This is a genomic window from Pseudoalteromonas sp. 2CM32C (assembly GCF_023161925.1).
Lineage (GTDB): Bacteria > Pseudomonadota > Gammaproteobacteria > Enterobacterales > Alteromonadaceae > Pseudoalteromonas > Pseudoalteromonas marina.
This window is the reverse complement of sequence record NZ_JALNTI010000014.1, coordinates 1-16,002: the sequence shown is the minus strand read 5'-3', so window position 1 is coordinate 16,002 and position 16,002 is coordinate 1. Positions and strand designations below refer to the sequence as shown.

Annotated in this window: 20 protein-coding genes; 14 read left to right on the top strand and 6 right to left on the bottom strand. The window is 40.6% G+C overall.

Annotated features, from left to right (window positions below):
• Positions 1–54: 54 nt before the first annotated feature.
• The 6 genes from MTF67_RS17585 to MTF67_RS17560 all read left to right on the top strand — a co-directional run bounded on the left by MTF67_RS17585 (position 55) and on the right by MTF67_RS17560 (position 4,245).
• Positions 55–669 carry a YigZ family protein gene (locus MTF67_RS17585; RefSeq protein WP_006793993.1) on the top strand — a complete coding sequence of 205 codons (615 nt, stop codon included), beginning with the start codon at positions 55–57 and terminating at the stop codon, positions 667–669.
• 96 nt (positions 670–765) lie between these two features.
• Positions 766–2,217 (top strand): TrkH family potassium uptake protein, encoded by a 1,452-nt coding sequence (locus tag MTF67_RS17580; RefSeq protein WP_006793994.1) that lies wholly within the window; start codon positions 766–768, stop codon positions 2,215–2,217.
• Positions 2,218–2,253: 36 nt separating this feature from the next.
• Positions 2,254–2,916: a flagellar brake protein gene (locus MTF67_RS17575; RefSeq protein ID WP_033019722.1), complete on the top strand. Its 663-nt coding sequence runs from the start codon at positions 2,254–2,256 to the stop codon at positions 2,914–2,916.
• A 463-nt stretch (positions 2,917–3,379) separates the two neighbouring features.
• The gene (locus MTF67_RS17570; protein WP_006793996.1) at positions 3,380–3,592 is read left to right on the top strand and encodes an EF-hand domain-containing protein; all 213 of its coding nucleotides are present in this window, start codon (positions 3,380–3,382) and stop codon (positions 3,590–3,592) included.
• 144 nt (positions 3,593–3,736) lie between these two features.
• The gene (locus MTF67_RS17565) at positions 3,737–3,949 is read left to right on the top strand and encodes a calmodulin (protein WP_006793997.1); all 213 of its coding nucleotides are present in this window, start codon (positions 3,737–3,739) and stop codon (positions 3,947–3,949) included.
• Between the two features lie 80 nt (positions 3,950–4,029).
• Positions 4,030–4,245 carry a calmodulin gene (locus tag MTF67_RS17560; protein WP_006793998.1) on the top strand — a complete coding sequence of 72 codons (216 nt, stop codon included), beginning with the start codon at positions 4,030–4,032 and terminating at the stop codon, positions 4,243–4,245.
• A gap of 68 nt (positions 4,246–4,313) precedes the next feature.
• Here MTF67_RS17560 and trkA read toward each other — a convergent pair whose 3' ends face one another.
• The 4 genes from trkA to def all read right to left on the bottom strand — a co-directional run bounded on the left by trkA (position 4,314) and on the right by def (position 8,545).
• Positions 4,314–5,690 carry a Trk system potassium transporter TrkA gene (gene trkA / locus MTF67_RS17555; RefSeq protein ID WP_006793999.1) on the bottom strand — a complete coding sequence of 459 codons (1,377 nt, stop codon included), beginning with the start codon at positions 5,688–5,690 and terminating at the stop codon, positions 4,314–4,316.
• 85 nt (positions 5,691–5,775) lie between these two features.
• On the bottom strand, positions 5,776–7,071 hold the full coding sequence (gene rsmB / locus MTF67_RS17550; RefSeq protein ID WP_010558121.1) for a 16S rRNA (cytosine(967)-C(5))-methyltransferase RsmB: 1,296 nt from the start codon (positions 7,069–7,071) through the stop codon (positions 5,776–5,778).
• Positions 7,064–8,017, bottom strand: a complete 954-nt coding sequence (gene fmt / locus MTF67_RS17545) for a methionyl-tRNA formyltransferase (protein ID WP_248520268.1) — start codon at positions 8,015–8,017, stop codon at positions 7,064–7,066. Before fmt ends, rsmB begins: the two co-directional genes overlap by 8 nt.
• A gap of 21 nt (positions 8,018–8,038) precedes the next feature.
• Positions 8,039–8,545 carry a peptide deformylase gene (def, locus tag MTF67_RS17540; RefSeq protein ID WP_006794002.1) on the bottom strand — a complete coding sequence of 169 codons (507 nt, stop codon included), beginning with the start codon at positions 8,543–8,545 and terminating at the stop codon, positions 8,039–8,041.
• Between the two features lie 119 nt (positions 8,546–8,664).
• On the opposite strand from def, the gene MTF67_RS17535 reads away from it, so the two are divergent.
• From MTF67_RS17535 to hemF, 6 genes are all read left to right on the top strand, one after another.
• Entirely contained in the window at positions 8,665–9,786 is a 1,122-nt protein-coding gene (locus tag MTF67_RS17535; protein WP_006794003.1) for a LysM domain-containing protein, read from the top strand.
• Positions 9,787–9,817: 31 nt separating this feature from the next.
• Positions 9,818–10,909 carry a DNA-processing protein DprA gene (gene dprA, locus MTF67_RS17530; protein WP_248520267.1) on the top strand — a complete coding sequence of 364 codons (1,092 nt, stop codon included), beginning with the start codon at positions 9,818–9,820 and terminating at the stop codon, positions 10,907–10,909.
• 1 nt (position 10,910) lies between these two features.
• Positions 10,911–11,384 carry a DUF494 family protein gene (locus tag MTF67_RS17525; RefSeq protein WP_006794005.1) on the top strand — a complete coding sequence of 158 codons (474 nt, stop codon included), beginning with the start codon at positions 10,911–10,913 and terminating at the stop codon, positions 11,382–11,384.
• Positions 11,385–11,502: 118 nt separating this feature from the next.
• Positions 11,503–12,072, top strand: a complete 570-nt coding sequence (locus tag MTF67_RS17520) for a topoisomerase DNA-binding C4 zinc finger domain-containing protein (RefSeq protein WP_010558124.1) — start codon at positions 11,503–11,505, stop codon at positions 12,070–12,072.
• A gap of 24 nt (positions 12,073–12,096) precedes the next feature.
• Positions 12,097–12,660 carry an L-threonylcarbamoyladenylate synthase gene (locus tag MTF67_RS17515; protein WP_006794007.1) on the top strand — a complete coding sequence of 188 codons (564 nt, stop codon included), beginning with the start codon at positions 12,097–12,099 and terminating at the stop codon, positions 12,658–12,660.
• Position 12,661: 1 nt separating this feature from the next.
• Positions 12,662–13,612 carry an oxygen-dependent coproporphyrinogen oxidase gene (gene hemF, locus MTF67_RS17510; RefSeq protein WP_006794008.1) on the top strand — a complete coding sequence of 317 codons (951 nt, stop codon included), beginning with the start codon at positions 12,662–12,664 and terminating at the stop codon, positions 13,610–13,612.
• Positions 13,613–13,654: 42 nt separating this feature from the next.
• On the opposite strand, the gene MTF67_RS17505 is transcribed toward hemF, so the two are convergent.
• Entirely contained in the window at positions 13,655–14,092 is a 438-nt protein-coding gene (locus MTF67_RS17505; RefSeq protein WP_243532178.1) for a group II truncated hemoglobin, read from the bottom strand.
• Positions 14,093–14,145: 53 nt separating this feature from the next.
• On the opposite strand from MTF67_RS17505, the gene aroE reads away from it, so the two are divergent.
• Both aroE and MTF67_RS17495 read left to right on the top strand, forming a co-directional pair.
• Positions 14,146–14,970, top strand: coding sequence for a shikimate dehydrogenase (gene aroE / locus MTF67_RS17500; protein ID WP_248520266.1), 825 nt, complete (start codon positions 14,146–14,148; stop codon positions 14,968–14,970).
• The gene (locus MTF67_RS17495; protein ID WP_248520265.1) at positions 14,967–15,227 is read left to right on the top strand and encodes a DUF1488 domain-containing protein; all 261 of its coding nucleotides are present in this window, start codon (positions 14,967–14,969) and stop codon (positions 15,225–15,227) included. The genes aroE and MTF67_RS17495 overlap by 4 nt, the downstream gene beginning before the upstream one ends.
• On the opposite strand, the gene MTF67_RS17490 is transcribed toward MTF67_RS17495, so the two are convergent.
• On the bottom strand, positions 15,210–15,746 hold the full coding sequence (locus MTF67_RS17490) for a gamma carbonic anhydrase family protein (protein ID WP_006794012.1): 537 nt from the start codon (positions 15,744–15,746) through the stop codon (positions 15,210–15,212). The genes MTF67_RS17495 and MTF67_RS17490 overlap by 18 nt on opposite strands.
• Between the last annotated feature and the right edge of the window lie 256 nt (positions 15,747–16,002).

Genomic DNA, 16,002 nt, shown 5'->3' with positions numbered 1-16,002 from the left:
ATAAGTTAGCAAGAGAAGGGGCCTAATGGCCCCATTTTTTTGGTTAAGTAAAATATGTCAGAATATAAATACCCAGCCGGTGCTGTGTTTCACCAAGAAGAAATTAAAAAAAGCACGTTTATTGTGCATATTGCACATACTCCCGATTTAGCCGCAGCTAAAGCTTTTATTAAAAGTATTGAAGATAAATACAGCGATGCTCGGCATAATTGTTGGGCCCATGTGGCAGGTAACCCCGGTGGCAGCCACGTGTATGGTTTTTCAGATGATGGTGAACCCAATGGTACGGCCGGTAAACCAATGTTAAATGTGCTGGTGGGATCAGGGCTAGGTGAAGTTACTGCCGTGGTAACCCGGTATTTTGGAGGAATTAAACTTGGAACTGGCGGGTTAGTGCGAGCTTATGGCGGGTCGTTAAATAATGCATTAGCCAAATTAGACACCGTACTTAAAGTTCCAAGTGTTGAGCTAATTGGCAGCAGTGAATACAGTATGCAAGGCGCAATTGAGCAGCTACTTAAAACGCACTACCAAGTGCTCAACATTGAAAAGCAATTTACTGCTAATATTGATTGGGTGATCACCATTGATAGCCGCCAAGCACAGCAAGCAATTAAAGATATTTTTGATTTAAGTCACGGCGCAGTTGAGTTAACTATTAAAGAGTAATAACCTACACAAGTTGCATACAATGCATATTCATTCTATTTAACCAGGCTAATGCAGTTGAGCCTGAATTTACTAATAATAAAAGCGATTAGCTAAATGCAATTTCGTACCATCATAAAAATTCTTGGGCAACTTGTTGCGCTGTTTAGTATTACCATGGTGCCACCTGCTGTGGTGTCTTTAATTTATAAAGATGGTGGTGGTGTTCCTTTTGTTTTAGCGTTTATTTTCAGTATTATTATTGGCTTAATAGCGTATTACCCAAACCGACATGAAAACGGGGATTTAAAAGCGCGTGAAGGCTTTTTAATTGTGGTTTTGTTTTGGTTGGTACTGGGGGCATTCGCATCCTTGCCTCTTATCTTTTTACAAGAACCTAACTTATCCCTTGCTGATGCGGTGTTTGAAGCCTTTTCGGGTTTAACAACCACAGGCGCTACGGTGCTGACGGGGATTGAATATTTACCTAAGTCAGTGCTGTTTTATCGCCAGCAATTACAGTGGTTTGGCGGTATGGGGATCATTGTATTAGCTGTTGCAATACTGCCCATGCTAGGTGTTGGTGGAATGCAGTTGTATCGTGCTGAAATCCCCGGCCCAGTAAAAGATTCAAAAATGACCCCTCGCATAGCCGATACCGCAAAGCATCTTTGGTATATTTATGTGTCGTTAACCATTGCCTGTATGTTGGCGTATTGGACAGCAGGGATGGATTGGTTTGATGCCATTTGTCATGCGTTTTCTACCGTCGCCATTGGTGGGTTTTCGACTTATGATGCTTCTATGGGCCATTTCGACAGCCCGGTTATTAACTTTATTTGTGTATTCTTTTTAATCATTGCCGCTATTAACTTCTCCTTGCACTACGCTGCGGTGGCAAGCCGGAACGTGCAGGTCTACATTCGCGACCCCGAGTTTAAAGTATTTTTATGCATTCAATTGGCGCTGGTGGTTATTTGTTTTACTGTGTTGTCGTCGAACGAGATATACGCCAATGGTGATGAAACCCTTGACCAAGCACTATTTCAAGCGGTATCAATGAGTACAACGGCGGGTTTTGCTACCGATAACTTTTCAACATGGCCGCTGTTTTTACCTATTTTATTAATATTTTCGAGCTTTATTGGTGGTTGTGCAGGGTCTACCGGGGGCGGTATGAAAGTGGTGCGCGTGTTTTTACTTTACCTGCAAGGCGTACGTGAGCTAAACCGCCTAGTGCACCCTCGTGCTATTTATTCAATCAAACTTGGCCGTAAAGCATTGCCCGATAAGGTTGTAGAAGCTGTGTGGGGGTTCTTCTCTGCCTATGCTTTAGTATTTATTATTATTATGCTGGCGCTTATGGGTACGGGAATGGATAATATTACGGCGTTTTCGGCCACGGCAGCGTGTTTAAATAACTTAGGCCCAGGGTTGGGTGATGTTGCCTCGCATTATGGTGCAATAACCGACGGCGCTAAATGGTTGCTGACTATTGCAATGGTATTTGGCCGACTAGAAATTTTTACTTTGCTTGTGTTATTTACGCCTACGTTTTGGCGCGGATAAAACACAACGTTTTACTACTATGTTTATGGAATGGATATGCCAGCAACACATGCAGATAAATTAAATAATATACCGGTTGGCAGTTTAGTTGACTTAGAAATATTAACACCCACTAGCAGTAAGCGCGTGAAAACAGAAATGGTAGGCTTGCTTGACGAAAAGTTTATTATTTTAAACTTCCCTACAGCCAAACGTTTACCGGGTGCAAATGATTACTTACGAGATGGCGTCACCGTAGTTGTAAGAGCATTAATAGAGGGTGACGATGGACAAATAATTGCGTTTAGACAGCAAATTAAATCTATTGCATCACACCCCGTTAGGCTGATTTTTATAAACTACCCCAAGCAAGTTCAGCTATTTAGTTTACGTTCGCAAACCCGTATTCCAACTCTATTGCCTGCAAAACTTAAACTCAGTGATGACAAGGTACTCGATGGTGTTATAAAAGATATTTCGCTAACGGGGGCTATGTTTGATGTAAAAACTGACGCAGATCTAGAAAGCATCAAAGACTCACAATGCACTGTGGTATTAGGTAGTAATAGCAAAGGCTTTGAAGGCGAAGTGTGCAGCGTGAAAGATCATAATACAGGCGTGCGTTGCGGTATTAAGTTATTAGCCAGTAAAGAAGAGATGAAAGCTTTTATGAAAGAGCACTTTATTGACCCCGCTATGATAGAACTCGATGCCGATTAGGCTTTAATGTCGCTATTTTGCAACAAAATAGCGACTTTTTACTTTATGAACGAAAATAAATTACCAGCCTTTAAATTATTATTTTTTTTAAATAAAAACAGAGTTATAGCATTCAAAATTTTTATAATTTATTTTATTTTTATATCTTGTTCAGTTTAAAACTTCCTGCTCAATACCTAATTACACCTTGATCATTTAAATAACTTCGCTTTGTGGTTTTTTACATTAAACCTAAACATCTGATTTTTAATAATTTATAGTTTTTAATTAAACCAGCGTTGCTAAATAGCTACAAAAATAATGCTTAGATTTGCACTTTTTTCAGTATTTAACACGTAAAGCACTGAAAAGTATAAACTAATAAATATTGGCATTTAAGTTGTAATAGTCTGGTTGTACTAATCGAAAAACGTGATTAACAGTAAGTACCAATCACTCACATACAACTTGAAGGATACATACTATGAAACGCATTAATAAAACATTAGCACTTATCGCACTCGCTTCTTCGTCAGCCGCTTTTGCAGGCTCTGACTTTAATACACTCGATGTAGACGGTAATGGTGCAATTAGCCAAGCCGAAGCATCAGTTGATGCAAAATTAATGAGCATGTTCTCAGAGCTCGATACAGACCAAAATGGTGAGTTATCAAAAGAAGAGTTTTCAAAAGCCTAAATTCAGTAAATGGAATCCTGAGTTGCCAAAGACAACCTAAGTAGGCAAGGGAGCTTACGAAAAAGGATAACAAGGAAGTGAAACCATTTTAAAAGGCAATAAGCCCATTTTTTTGATAGAACATTAAGTATGAAGGATTAAGTTATGAAACATTTAAATAAAGCATTAGCACTTATTGCATTAGCGTCTTCTTCAGCTGCGTTTGCAGCATCAGATTTTGACAGCTTAGATACCGACAGCAGTGGAGCAATTAGCCCAAGTGAAGCGGCAATAGACACCGATTTAATGGCTGAGTTTACAGAGCTAGATACAGATGGTAACGGTGAGCTGTCTAAAGACGAGTTTGCAAAATTTTAAAGTTAACCGGTATTGGTTTAGCTATTTTTCACAGACAGGGATCTTAGAAAAGGATTTCTCATTTTACTAGGAACATCACTATGAAAACATTAAATACAACACTTGCGGTTTTAGTTTTAGCATCTTCTTCAGCAGCTTATGCAGCGGTAGACTTTGCATCGTTTGATAGCAACAGTGACGGTGTTATCAGCATGGAAGAAGCTCAAGTAAACTCACAACTAGTGAAAATTTTTAAAGATTTAGACACAGATGGAAATGGTGAGCTTTCTAAAGAAGAATTTGCCAAAGTACAGTAGCATTGATAATGCCCCAATCATACTCCACTAAAGCCGCCTTGTTCAGCGGCTTTTTTGTGTTTGATGCGTTATAAAAATATAGCACTTACTTGGAAGAGCTTTTCTACTACGTTGATATGTTTTTTATCAATTAAAAACATAATCACGTGATCGCCCGACATAATAATGGTGTCGTCGTGGGCAATAAGTACATCGTCGTTACGCACAATGGCCCCAATAGTTGTTCCGGCTGGTAGTTTTATATCGGCAATTGCACGGCCAACTACTTTGGAGGTATTTTCATCGCCATGAGCAACTGCTTCAATAGCCTCTGCAGCCCCTTTACGCAATGAATACACGTTAACAATATCACCTCGACGTACATGGGTTAACAATGCAGAAATTGTTGCCTGTTGCGGCGATATGGCAATGTCTATTTCGCCACCTTGTACTAGGTCTACATACGCACCACGTTGAATAAGCACCATGGTTTTTTGCGCGCCCATGCGTTTGGCAAGCATGGCCGACATAATATTGGCTTCATCGTCGTTGGTAACGGCAATAAACACATCCACTTGTTCGATATGTTCTTCAGAAAGAAGTTCTTGATCGGAGGCGTCGCCACAAAATACTACCGTGTTGTCGAGCATTTCTGAAAGCTGTTCAGCACGTTCTTTACTGCGTTCTATTAGCTTAACGGTGTGATTTTTTTCAAGAGAGCGAGCAAGGCCTGCACCAATGTTACCGCCACCGGCAATCATTATTTTTTTGTATGAACGCTCAAGCTTCTGCAGTTCGTTCATTACGGCGCGTATATGTTTGGTTGCTGCGATGAAGAACACTTCATCGTCGGCTTCAATAACGGTTGTACCGAGCGGTTTAATAGCTTTGCCTTGACGGTAAATAGCTGCAACGCGAGTTTCTACATTGGGTATATGCTCTTTTAATGCAGATAAGGCATAGCCCACTAATAAACCACCGTAATAGGCTTTTACTGCAACTAGCGAGAGCATACCATCGGCAAACTGCAATACTTGCAATGCGCCAGGGTAGTCAATTAAGCGGCGTATATACTTAGTAACTAACGCTTCTGGGGCAATGTAATGGTCGATTGGTAAATCATCGTTTTGGAAAAGTTTTTCACGGTATTTTAAATACTGCTCAGAGCGAATTCGGGCAATTTTAGTGGGTGTATTAAAAATACTATACGCCACTTGGCACGCCACCATGTTTACTTCATCTGAGCTGGTTACCGCAATAATCATATCGGCATCGTCTGCGCCGGCGCGGCGCAAAACATCAGGGTGAGCACTGTGGCCCATTACACCTTGAAGGTCGTATTTATCTTGCAGTTCGCGTATACGGTTACCGTCAATATCTACTACGGTAATTTCGTTTTGTTCGCCTACTAAGTTTTCAGCTAGCGTGGCGCCAACCTGTCCAGCACCGAGTATGATTATTTTCATTATTTACCAGTGTATTAAGTAGTAATAAAAAGCCATTTTTAAATTTAAAAATGGCTTGTTGTACGCGTTATTAAGCCTTGTTTAACTAGGCTTTTTTAACCATTTTAGCGTAATAAAAACCATCACTTTCACCCGGAAGTAGCTGCAAACCCGGTGTGGTGAGGGTGTCTTTATCATGTAGTGGAATATGCTCTACGTCATCGTTATTAGCTAAAAATTTAGCAACTTGTTGTTGGTTTTCTTTTGGAAGAACCGAACATGTTGCATATACCAATGTACCACCAGGCTTGAGTAGAGGCCAAATGCTATTGAGTATATCGCCTTGTAGTGCGGCTAAGTCTTCAATGTCGGATGCACGGCGTAGCCATTTTATATCAGGGTGGCGACGAATAACGCCGGTTGCTGAACAAGGCACGTCTAATAAAATACGATCGAACTGTTCATCGTCCCACCATGTGTGCGGTTGCGATGCATCACCACATTGTAGGTCGGCACCTAAACCTATACGGGTTAAGTTTTGCTTTACGCGTTCAAGGCGAGTGGCATCGCTATCAAGTGCAAGTACGTCGGCGTCGGCAAGCTCTAATATATGGCATGTTTTACCGCCAGGTGCTGCACAGGCATCTAAAATAACGTCATCATCTTTTGGCTCTAAAAAGCGAGCAGCTAATTGCGCTGCTGCATCTTGCACTGAACAAGCACCCGTATCAAACTCAGGAAGTGAAAAAACATCACGCGGCTTGGCTAGTTTAATCCCGTCTATAAAGTTTGGGTTTAATGTATGTTCTATATCGTTAGCCGTTAGCATATCGCTGTATTCTTGCGTGCTAAATTGTGATTGATTTACACGTAACCACATTGGCGCTTGTTGCTGGTTTTCTTCAAGTATGGCTTCCCAGTTTTCTGGGTAGGCTTCTTTTACCTGTTTAATAAACCAATTGGGGTGGTTGTATAAACACACTGGAATAAGCTTTGCTTTTTCTTCAAGCTCTGCTTGCTGGCGTTGAAAGCTACGTAAAATAGCATTTATTAACCCTTTTAATCCTAGTGCACGCATTTGACCCAGTGCATTTACGGTCTCGCTTATTGCTGCATGCGGTGGAACGCGCATGTGCTGTAATTGATAAATACCTACGTAGAGTAAAAACTGAAAAATTCTGCGTTTACCTTTTAGTGGGCTTTCTACTAAATGTTGGCAGTAGTTTTCAAGGCTAGGTAAGTAGCGTAATACGCCATAACAAATTTGCTGTAACAGTGCTTTGTCTTTTGGTGGTAAACCTTGGCTTGCAAATGGTAGTTCTTGATTAAGCGAAGCGCCTTTATCAACCACGTTATATAAAGTCTCAGCGGCTAGCGCTCGTACGTTTTGTACTTTATTCATTATTTTCGCCTAATAGTGTGCCAGGGCTAACCCAGTCACTGCGACCATTTAAAAAGTCGCTAATTGCCATTGGTTTTTTACCTTGCGGTTGTAACTGAGTAATACTTAAAGCGTGTTCACCACAGGCAACCACAACACCGTTTTTATCACTTGTTAAAATTTCGCCTGGCTTACCTGATTGATCAACTACTTTTGCTTGGTATATTTTTACTGTTTGTTCGCCCATTTGGGTAAAACACACTGGCCAAGGATTAAAAGAGCGAATATTACGTTCTATTTGCACGGCGCTCATAGACCAATCTATATTTGCTTCTTCTTTAGAGAGTTTTTTAGCGTAGTTAGCTAGCGCATCATTTTGAGGCTCAGGGGTAATGTCGCCATTAGCTAGTTTATTAACGGTGTCGATTAATGCACTAGGACCTAACTCTGCTAGTTTGTTATATAAACTGGCACTGGTTTCTGTGTCACTAATAGGGCAGCGGCTAATATGCAGCATGTCGCCGGTATCTAAGCCTTCATCCATTTGCATTATGGTTACGCCCGTTTCCTCGTCACCCGCCCAAATTGCACGTTGAATAGGCGCAGCACCACGCCAGCGAGGTAGTATAGAACCATGCACGTTGAAGCAGCCTAAGCGTGGCGCATTTAAAATAGCTTTGGGTAAAATTAAGCCATAGGCCACCACAATCATTATGTCGGCGTTTAAAGCGGTGAGCTCTGCAAGTGCCTCATCATTTTTTAATGACTGAGGCTGAAAAACAGGCAAGTCATTTTCAAGTGCTAGCGCTTTAACTTCGCTCGCTTTTAATTTTTTACCACGACCTGCTGGGCGATCTGGTTGACTATATACGCCCACAATTTCATGTTCGCTATTTATTAGCGCTTGTAAATGGCGTGCGGCAAAATCCGGCGTACCGGCAAATATTATGCGTAATGGTTGGATCACTGAGTTTTCCTAAGGTACTGATTACTGTGCTGCAAACTTAGCTTCTTTTTCAAGCTTTTTACGAATACGTTGGCGCTTTAATGGAGATAAGTAATCAATAAATAGCTTGCCTTGAAGGTGGTCTAGTTCGTGTTGAATACAAATAGCTAATAGCTCATCTGCGTCTAACACAAATTCTTCACCGTTTTCGTTTAGTGCAGCCACAGTCACTGTTTCTGCTCGGTCTACTTTTGCGTACGAGTTAGGCACTGACAAACAGCCTTCTTCGCTAATCGTTGACCCATCTTTTTTAATGATTTGCGGGTTAATTAATACCAGTGGTTCGTCACGCTCTTCAGAGACATCAATAACCACAATACGCTGGTGGATATTTACTTGTGTTGCTGCTAAACCAATGCCATTTTCGTCGTACATGGTTTCGAGCATGTCTTTTACAATTTGGCGAACTTGGTCGTCAACGTCTGCAACATCTTTTGCTATTGTACGTAAACGCTCATCTGGAAATCTTAAAACTTCTAACCTAGCCATTAGTTACCTTTTTCACTTGTGCTTAATTTAGGGTATTGTATGCTCTTATTTTAGCCATTCACGTTCACCTTTAACAGGTTTTGGGCAATAATAATGAAAAAACAATACAAGGAAGCTCAATGAAATTTCCGTTAGTTGCAATCATACTGGCACTAAGCACCTCTTTTGGGGCGATTGCTGATGTGCTAAAAATAAAAAAAGATGCTCCAAAACAGTATGTTGTAAAAAAAGGTGATACGTTGTGGGATATATCTGGCATTTATTTAGATGAGCCATGGTTGTGGCCAGAACTATGGCAAATGAACCCGCAAATCGATAACCCTCACCTAATTTATCCGGGTGATGCGTTGGCACTTATATACGATGCTGACGGAAATCCACGTTTAGTTATTAATAAAGCGTACCGAAAGCTGTCACCTCAAGGACGTATTACCCCAAAAGGGTTGAATGCAATTACCACTTTACCTTTGCAAATGATTAAACCTTATTTAAGTTACGAGCAAGCGATTAACAGCGACGATATAAAAAATATGCCGTATGTGTTAGGTGCTAACGAAAACACAAAAACACAAACGTTAGGCCATATTTTATACGTTAAAGGTGACTTAAAAGTACATGGTGCTTATGCGATTTACAACGAGGGTGAACCCTACAGAGATTTAAACACAGGCGAAGTATTAGCAACGCGTGCATCGTACGTTGGCATGGCGCGAGCGTTTAGGAGTGGCGATGAAAGTAATGGTGTGCCGTCGTCATTACGTGTTGAGTCAGTAAAACGAGAAATTAAACAAGGTGATTTTTTAATGCCAGCAATGGAGGGGCAGTTGCTGCCAGCCTATTTTGATATTCACCGCCCACTAGAGCCAGTTGAAGGGCAAGTTATAGCGTCTCCTCGCCAAGTAAGAGAATTCAGCACGATGGATGTTGTAGTGCTAAACTTAGGCAGCGAGCAAAATATTGAACCAGGTCATGTTTTAGATTTAGAGCGTGAGTCACCTACGGTTATTGATGGCCCTCGTGGTCCTCGTTACCCAGAGGATTCAAGTAAATTTGAAAAACTGTTATCTGATGCAAGTCAGTTGTTTAGTAATAAAGCTGACGAAGATAATACAACATGGAAAATGCCTAAAGAAAAAGTAGGCGAGTTAATCGTATTCAAAGTGTATGACAAAGTAAGTTATGCATTAATAACAAAAAACCAGCACCCAATTCGCGTTGGAGATATTGCAGTTATTCATTAAGAAGTAGCGAGTCGGTGCTCTAGGAGAGAGCATGGATCAGTCATCAGGCAAGTTAGCTCACTGGCTTGCCTTTTATATGTGTAAGGGATTAGGCACAAAAACCTTATTAGCCCTATCTAAACACCACCCACTTGAGTCATTGTTTGACTTACCCCACGCTAAATTACACGAGTTAGGGTTAACGGCTAATCAGGCCAGTAATTTACTCAATACAGATTGGCAAAAAGTACAGCATTATGAGCGGCTTGTTGCAGAGCATAATATTGAAGTTATTTGTTTTTTTGATACACGTTACCCAGATTCACTAAAACACATAGCTAGCGCACCTTTATTACTATTTTGTAAGGGCGATGTGTCTTTACTTTCTAGCTCGCAAATAGCCATTGTTGGTAGCCGTAACGCCACCCCAACAGGGCTTGAAATAGCCTCCGAGTTTGCCTACGAATTAACAAAGGCTGGTATTACTGTGACATCTGGCATGGCTAGAGGAATAGATGGCGCAGCACATAAAGGTACTTTAGCAGGGAATGGTAAAACTATCGCGGTATTAGGCACGGGTGTTGATATTTACTACCCTAAACGCCATAAACTATTAACAGAACAAGTACTCAATAGTGGTTTATTAATTAGTGAGTTTTTACCCGGAACCGCCGCTAACGCACATAATTTCCCTCGTCGAAATAGGATTATTTCGGGCTTATCTTTAGGTGTATTAATTGTTGAAGCTGAAATTAAAAGCGGCTCATTAATTACTGTGCGTTATGCGCTTGAACAAAATAAAGAGGTGTTTGCAGTACCAGGCTCTATTAAAAACCCGCTTGCACAAGCCAGCCACTTTTTAATTAAGCAAGGTGCTAAACTTGTTGAAAATGTGACAGATATTTTAGATGAAGTGAGCTTTTCTTATCAAAGCGGTCTATATAGTAAAGAAGAAACGCTTCAGCAAAGTAGTGATTGTGAAGTTTTAAACAGTATTGGGTTTGAGGTAACAACTGTTGACGATATTGTACGCCGTGTTCAATGGCCAATAGATAAAGTACTGGCAAGGTTGCTTGATTTAGAGTTAGACGATCAAATTGAACGCATTTTAGATGGTTATATTAGGCTTAGCGTAGGAAGGTAGCATGTTCGATATTCTTATGTATCTATTTGAAAATTACATTCATAGCGAAGCTGACATTTTTGCTGAGCAAAATGAATTAACCGACGAGTTAGTTCGTGCAGGCTTTAATAAACCAGAAATATTTAAAGCCTTAAATTGGCTAGAACAGTTAGCCGATTTACAACACAGCGATGAATCTCCTTATTTAATCGCTAACCCAGGGCGCGCTATTCGTATATTTACAGAAAGCGAATGCAATATGTTAAACGTCGAGTGCCGTGGTTTTTTAATGTTTGTTGAGCAAATTGGGGTTATTAACAGTATTACCCGTGAAATGGTTATGGATAAGCTTGCAGCACTTGATAAGCCAGCGATTAGCTTAGATGATTTAAAGTGGATAGTGCTTATGGTGTTATTTAATGTCCCCGGCTCTGAAGAAGCATATGAGCAAATGGAAGACTTAATTTTTGATGAGCCCACCGAGTTATTGCATTAATACCTTATGAATTTATTTATATAACCCAAATTACTAGAGATGAAGCGCATAGCATAGCTTGTATCTTTAAGTGGTTTGGGTATATTAGGCGAAAATTCACTTACCTCTTAGGAACACTATGAGTAAAATCGACCATTCGCTTTTCTCGGCGAATAAGCACGCCTTAGAAAAAGAATACGAAGTATGCCCACAGTGTGGTTCAGAGTTAGTGATCCGCAACAGTAAGTCAGGCCCTTTTTTGGGGTGTGCAAGTTACCCTCAATGTGACTTTATTAGGCCATTAGTACAACATGAAAGTAACGAAATAAAAGTACTTGAAGATTCCTCTTGCCCTCAATGCAGCAAACCACTGGTGGTTAAAAATGGCCGTTACGGTATGTTTATTGGTTGTACGGGGTACCCTGATTGCCATTATATTGCAAACGACAACGAGCAAAAGGAACAAGAGGCTACGTTACCAGCATGCCCAAAATGCAAAAAAGGCCACTTAGTTGCTCGCAGTAATAAGTTTGGTAAAGTATTTTACTCATGCGACAGCTACCCTAGCTGTAAATACACGCTTAATAATAAACCTGTAGAGCAGCCATGCCCAAAATGTGATTGGCCCATCGTCATAGAAAGACACATGGCAAATGGTACACTACTGCAATGCCCGCAAAAAAGTTGCATGCATAAGCTTACTCAATAACGTTTAACATTTTTGGAGACCACCTTGTCAGAACTTTCAAATACGCCTTCAGCACTTACATGTTTAAATGAAGGCGAAGTTATTGTTTATCCAACAGAGGCTGTGTTCGGCTTAGGATGTGACCCCGATAATCAGCATGCTGTTGAAAAATTATTGGCAATTAAGCAGCGACCAGTTGAAAAGGGCCTTATTTTAATTGCTGATAATTATGGGCAATTATTAAAGTATGTTGATGATGCTAAAGTACCTATGGACAAACGTGCAGACATATTTTCTAGTTGGCCTGCTGCTATTACGTGGGTTATGCCAGCGGCAAAAAGCACACCAAAATGGTTAACAGGGCAGTTTGATACTATTGCGGTTAGGGTAACAAATCACCCAACAGTTAAGCGCTTATGCCAAGAGTTTGGAAAGCCACTGGTATCAACCAGTGCAAATTTAACAGGCCAAGAAACAGTAATAAGCATTGAGCAAGCAAAGGAGCAATTTGCTGATCAAGTTGGCTTTTATGTTGACGAGCCATTAGGTGGAAATACACAACCCAGCACAATAAAAGATGCCATGACCGGTAAAGTATTCAGAGGGTAATATGCAAAGCGAATTATTAGAACAAGTAAAAGCCTACTTTATGGCTTTGCAAGATACCATTTGCCAAGGGCTAGAAGCTGCAGATGGCAGTGCTAAATTTGTCGAAGATAGCTGGCAAAGAGCTGAAGGCGGTGGTGGCCGTACTCGAGTAACTACTGATGGTAACGTAATTGAGCAGGGGGGCGTAAATTACTCTCATGTATTTGGCGCATCCATGCCAGGTTCTGCAACCGCCCATAGGCCAGAGCTTGCAGGGCGTAGTTTTCATGCTTGTGGGGTTTCACTTGTTATTCATCCCAAAAACCCGCACGTACCAACAAGTCATGCCAACGTACGCTTTTTTATAGCCGAAAAAGAGGGCGAAGAGCCAATATGGTGGTTTGGTGGAGGTTTTGATTTAACCCCTTTTTACCCGGTATTTGAAGACGTACAGCATTGGCATCAAGTTGCACACGATATATGTGTGCCGTTTGGTAGTGATGTTTATTCAAAATACAAAACATGGTGCGATGAGTACTTTTACCTTAAACATCGTGATGAAACACGTGGGGTGGGTGGTTTATTTTTCGATGATTTAAATGAACTAGGCTTTGAGCAAAGCTTTGCATTTATGCAGTCAGTCGGCAATGGCTTTTTAGATGCCTATATTCCGATTATTGAACGTCGCAAAAACGATGAGTACACTGAACAGCAACGTGACTTTCAGCTCTACCGCCGTGGTCGTTACGTTGAGTTTAACTTAGTGTGGGATAGAGGCACATTATTTGGATTGCAAAGTGGCGGGCGAACAGAGTCTATTTTAATGTCGATGCCACCACTAGCGCGCTGGGAGTATAACTTTACACCAGCTGAAAACAGCCTTGAGGCAAACTTATATCAGTATTACTTGCGACCACAAGCTTGGCTTTCAAGTAAACCAGAAGAGCTAATAGCCCGAGAGTGGCAAATATAAACAATAAAAAAGACGCGAAAGCGTCTTTTTTATTGTTTATGATTAATGTTGGTTAATCATGTGGCTTGCTAGCTGAGCAAATGAGTTTTTAAGCCCTTCTCGAAGTAGTGGGTTGTCAATTTCAATATCAAGAGTTTTGTTCATACAATACATCCATTGATCCCGTAAGCTCTGGTCAATTAAAAATGGCATATGGCGTTTACGTAACATGGGCTGCCCATGATTTTGCTCAAATAGTGAAGGCCCACCTAACCAACCAGATAAAAACTCGAAAAAGACTTGGCGAATTCTATCTAATGGTTGAGGATGCATATCATATAACGGTTTAGCGTATTCATCTGAGGCCATAATGTCGTAGAATCGTTCAGAAATAGCGCGTGCACCTTTCTCTCCGCCAATGATTTCGTAAGGCGTTTTTTCAGGTGTAGGTGTTTGATCTACTTTCTTAGGCTTAGATTTAGAAAAAAGTCGTTTAATCATATTATTTATCATCGATTATAGGCAGCACTTAGCTGCAAAGAGGTTGTTTTAAAATGGACAAATATGCGGTTTTTGGAAATCCAATTAAACATTCAAAATCCCCCGCGATACATAAACAATTTGCTATCTCGCTAGGTGAGCAAATCGACTATCGCGCAATATTAGCACCTATCGACAGCTTTGAAAAAACAGTATCGACATTTTTTGAGCAAGGTGGAAAAGGTGCGAACGTTACCATGCCATTTAAAGAGCAGGCGTTTGCAATGGCTGATGAACTTACACCGCTTGCTAAAATAGTCGGTGCAGTTAATACACTTAAAAAAAGAAACGATGGAACATTATTAGGAGATAACACCGACGGTGTTGGTTTTGTAAATGACCTCCTTGCTAACAAAGTTGTGATTACAAATAAGCGTATTTTAATAATTGGTGCTGGTGGTGCTGCAAGGGGGGTAATATTACCATTGCTTGAACAAAAACCCGCAGAAATTATTATTGTTAATCGTACCGCTCAAAAAGCAAAAGACTTAGCTCAGCTATTTGCTGAATACGGAAAAGTTTCAGGCTATGGGTTCGATTATTTACCAGTAAGCGATTACTCACTAATTGTAAACTCAACGTCTAGTAGCATGAATAACGAATTACCAGCCTTAGCTAAAAAGCACTTAACATGCTGTGATGTTGCATACGATATGTTTTATTCACTGACAAACACTATTTTTATGAACTGGGTTGCAGAGCATAATAACAATACTAAGCTTTTAGATGGTAGTGGTATGTTGGTAGGGCAGGCAGCACAAGCTTATTATGTTTGGCATAACAAAATGCCAGAAATTCTTCCCGTGGTTAAAGCGCTTAAACAAGGCTCACTAAAATGAACCAAGCTATACAATTTATAGATAGACTCGAGTTTAGAGAGCCTGATCACCAGTTAGTGTTTTTTGCTCAAGTGAGTGGCATGCTGGTGGAGTGTGTTATTGCGATAAGTAAACTTAAACTCACGGATGAAAGTCACGCTACAGATTATTTTGAAAAATACCGTTTTGAATACGAAGAACGTGCCGAGCAACTAATAGAAGAAGAAAGTTATAACTCGGCAGGTCAAATTGAAGTGGAATTAGTTAGCTTCAGCTAGATATTCATCTTTTAATTGGACATAATTATCTGCCGATATTTTTAAAAAAGCGAGCTCCTGCTCAGTCAATGGACGGGCTTGCTTTGCTGGACTTCCTACATACAAATAGCCTGATTCCAGGCGCTTATTTGGTGGTACCAACGAGCCCCCACCAATAATAACATCATCTTCTACAATTACATTATCCATGACAATCGCACCCATACCCACGAGTATACGGTTACCAAGTACGCACCCATGTAGCATCACTTTGTGACCAACCGTTACATCATCGCCTATTATAAGAGGGTAACCATCTGGATTGCTTTTAGTTGCACGCGATAAATGTAATACACTGCCATCTTGAATATTAGAGCGCTCACCAATACGAATATGGTTAACATCGCCTCGAGCAGCAACTAAAGGCCATACACTGCTATCATCGCCTATAGTAATATCACCGACTAATACAGACGACTCGTCTATATAAACAGACTTATTAAACGCAGGGGTAATTCCTTTATAAGAACGTATTGCCATATATGCACCTTTAAATTAAACATATTAAGTGTATTAGTGTAGCAGTAGTGCTTATTTCAGTGCCAGTAAAGCCTATATTGTTTATAAAACTATCAGTTTTAAGGGCTTTCGCTCATATACTGACCGAACAGTGTTTTATTTTAGTTTTTCTTTGAAAAAGTACTTGCGTAAAAATCTGTTCTCCCTATAATGCGACCCCACTGAGACGGCAGGCGCCAACGCATAGCGAGGCAAGAGTTAATCAGAGAGTTAAGTA

What these genes read in the sequence shown, in the direction of transcription:
- MTF67_RS17520 (WP_010558124.1), top strand. Translation starts at nt 11,503, where the DNA reads ATGAGTAAAATCGACCATTCGCTTTTCTCGGCGAATAAGCACGCCTTA.
- MTF67_RS17525 (WP_006794005.1), top strand. Translation starts at nt 10,911, where the DNA reads ATGTTCGATATTCTTATGTATCTATTTGAAAATTACATTCATAGCGAA.
- MTF67_RS17490 (WP_006794012.1), bottom strand. Translation starts at nt 15,746, where the DNA reads ATGGCAATACGTTCTTATAAAGGAATTACCCCTGCGTTTAATAAGTCT.
- MTF67_RS17585 (WP_006793993.1), top strand. Translation starts at nt 55, where the DNA reads ATGTCAGAATATAAATACCCAGCCGGTGCTGTGTTTCACCAAGAAGAA.
- aroE (WP_248520266.1), top strand. Translation starts at nt 14,146, where the DNA reads ATGGACAAATATGCGGTTTTTGGAAATCCAATTAAACATTCAAAATCC.
- MTF67_RS17575 (WP_033019722.1), top strand. Translation starts at nt 2,254, where the DNA reads ATGCCAGCAACACATGCAGATAAATTAAATAATATACCGGTTGGCAGT.
- hemF (WP_006794008.1), top strand. Translation starts at nt 12,662, where the DNA reads ATGCAAAGCGAATTATTAGAACAAGTAAAAGCCTACTTTATGGCTTTG.
- MTF67_RS17560 (WP_006793998.1), top strand. Translation starts at nt 4,030, where the DNA reads ATGAAAACATTAAATACAACACTTGCGGTTTTAGTTTTAGCATCTTCT.
- MTF67_RS17505 (WP_243532178.1), bottom strand. Translation starts at nt 14,092, where the DNA reads ATGATTAAACGACTTTTTTCTAAATCTAAGCCTAAGAAAGTAGATCAA.
- rsmB (WP_010558121.1), bottom strand. Translation starts at nt 7,071, where the DNA reads ATGAATAAAGTACAAAACGTACGAGCGCTAGCCGCTGAGACTTTATAT.
- def (WP_006794002.1), bottom strand. Translation starts at nt 8,545, where the DNA reads ATGGCTAGGTTAGAAGTTTTAAGATTTCCAGATGAGCGTTTACGTACA.
- MTF67_RS17535 (WP_006794003.1), top strand. Translation starts at nt 8,665, where the DNA reads ATGAAATTTCCGTTAGTTGCAATCATACTGGCACTAAGCACCTCTTTT.
- MTF67_RS17565 (WP_006793997.1), top strand. Translation starts at nt 3,737, where the DNA reads ATGAAACATTTAAATAAAGCATTAGCACTTATTGCATTAGCGTCTTCT.
- dprA (WP_248520267.1), top strand. Translation starts at nt 9,818, where the DNA reads ATGGATCAGTCATCAGGCAAGTTAGCTCACTGGCTTGCCTTTTATATG.
- trkA (WP_006793999.1), bottom strand. Translation starts at nt 5,690, where the DNA reads ATGAAAATAATCATACTCGGTGCTGGACAGGTTGGCGCCACGCTAGCT.
- MTF67_RS17580 (WP_006793994.1), top strand. Translation starts at nt 766, where the DNA reads ATGCAATTTCGTACCATCATAAAAATTCTTGGGCAACTTGTTGCGCTG.
- MTF67_RS17495 (WP_248520265.1), top strand. Translation starts at nt 14,967, where the DNA reads ATGAACCAAGCTATACAATTTATAGATAGACTCGAGTTTAGAGAGCCT.
- MTF67_RS17570 (WP_006793996.1), top strand. Translation starts at nt 3,380, where the DNA reads ATGAAACGCATTAATAAAACATTAGCACTTATCGCACTCGCTTCTTCG.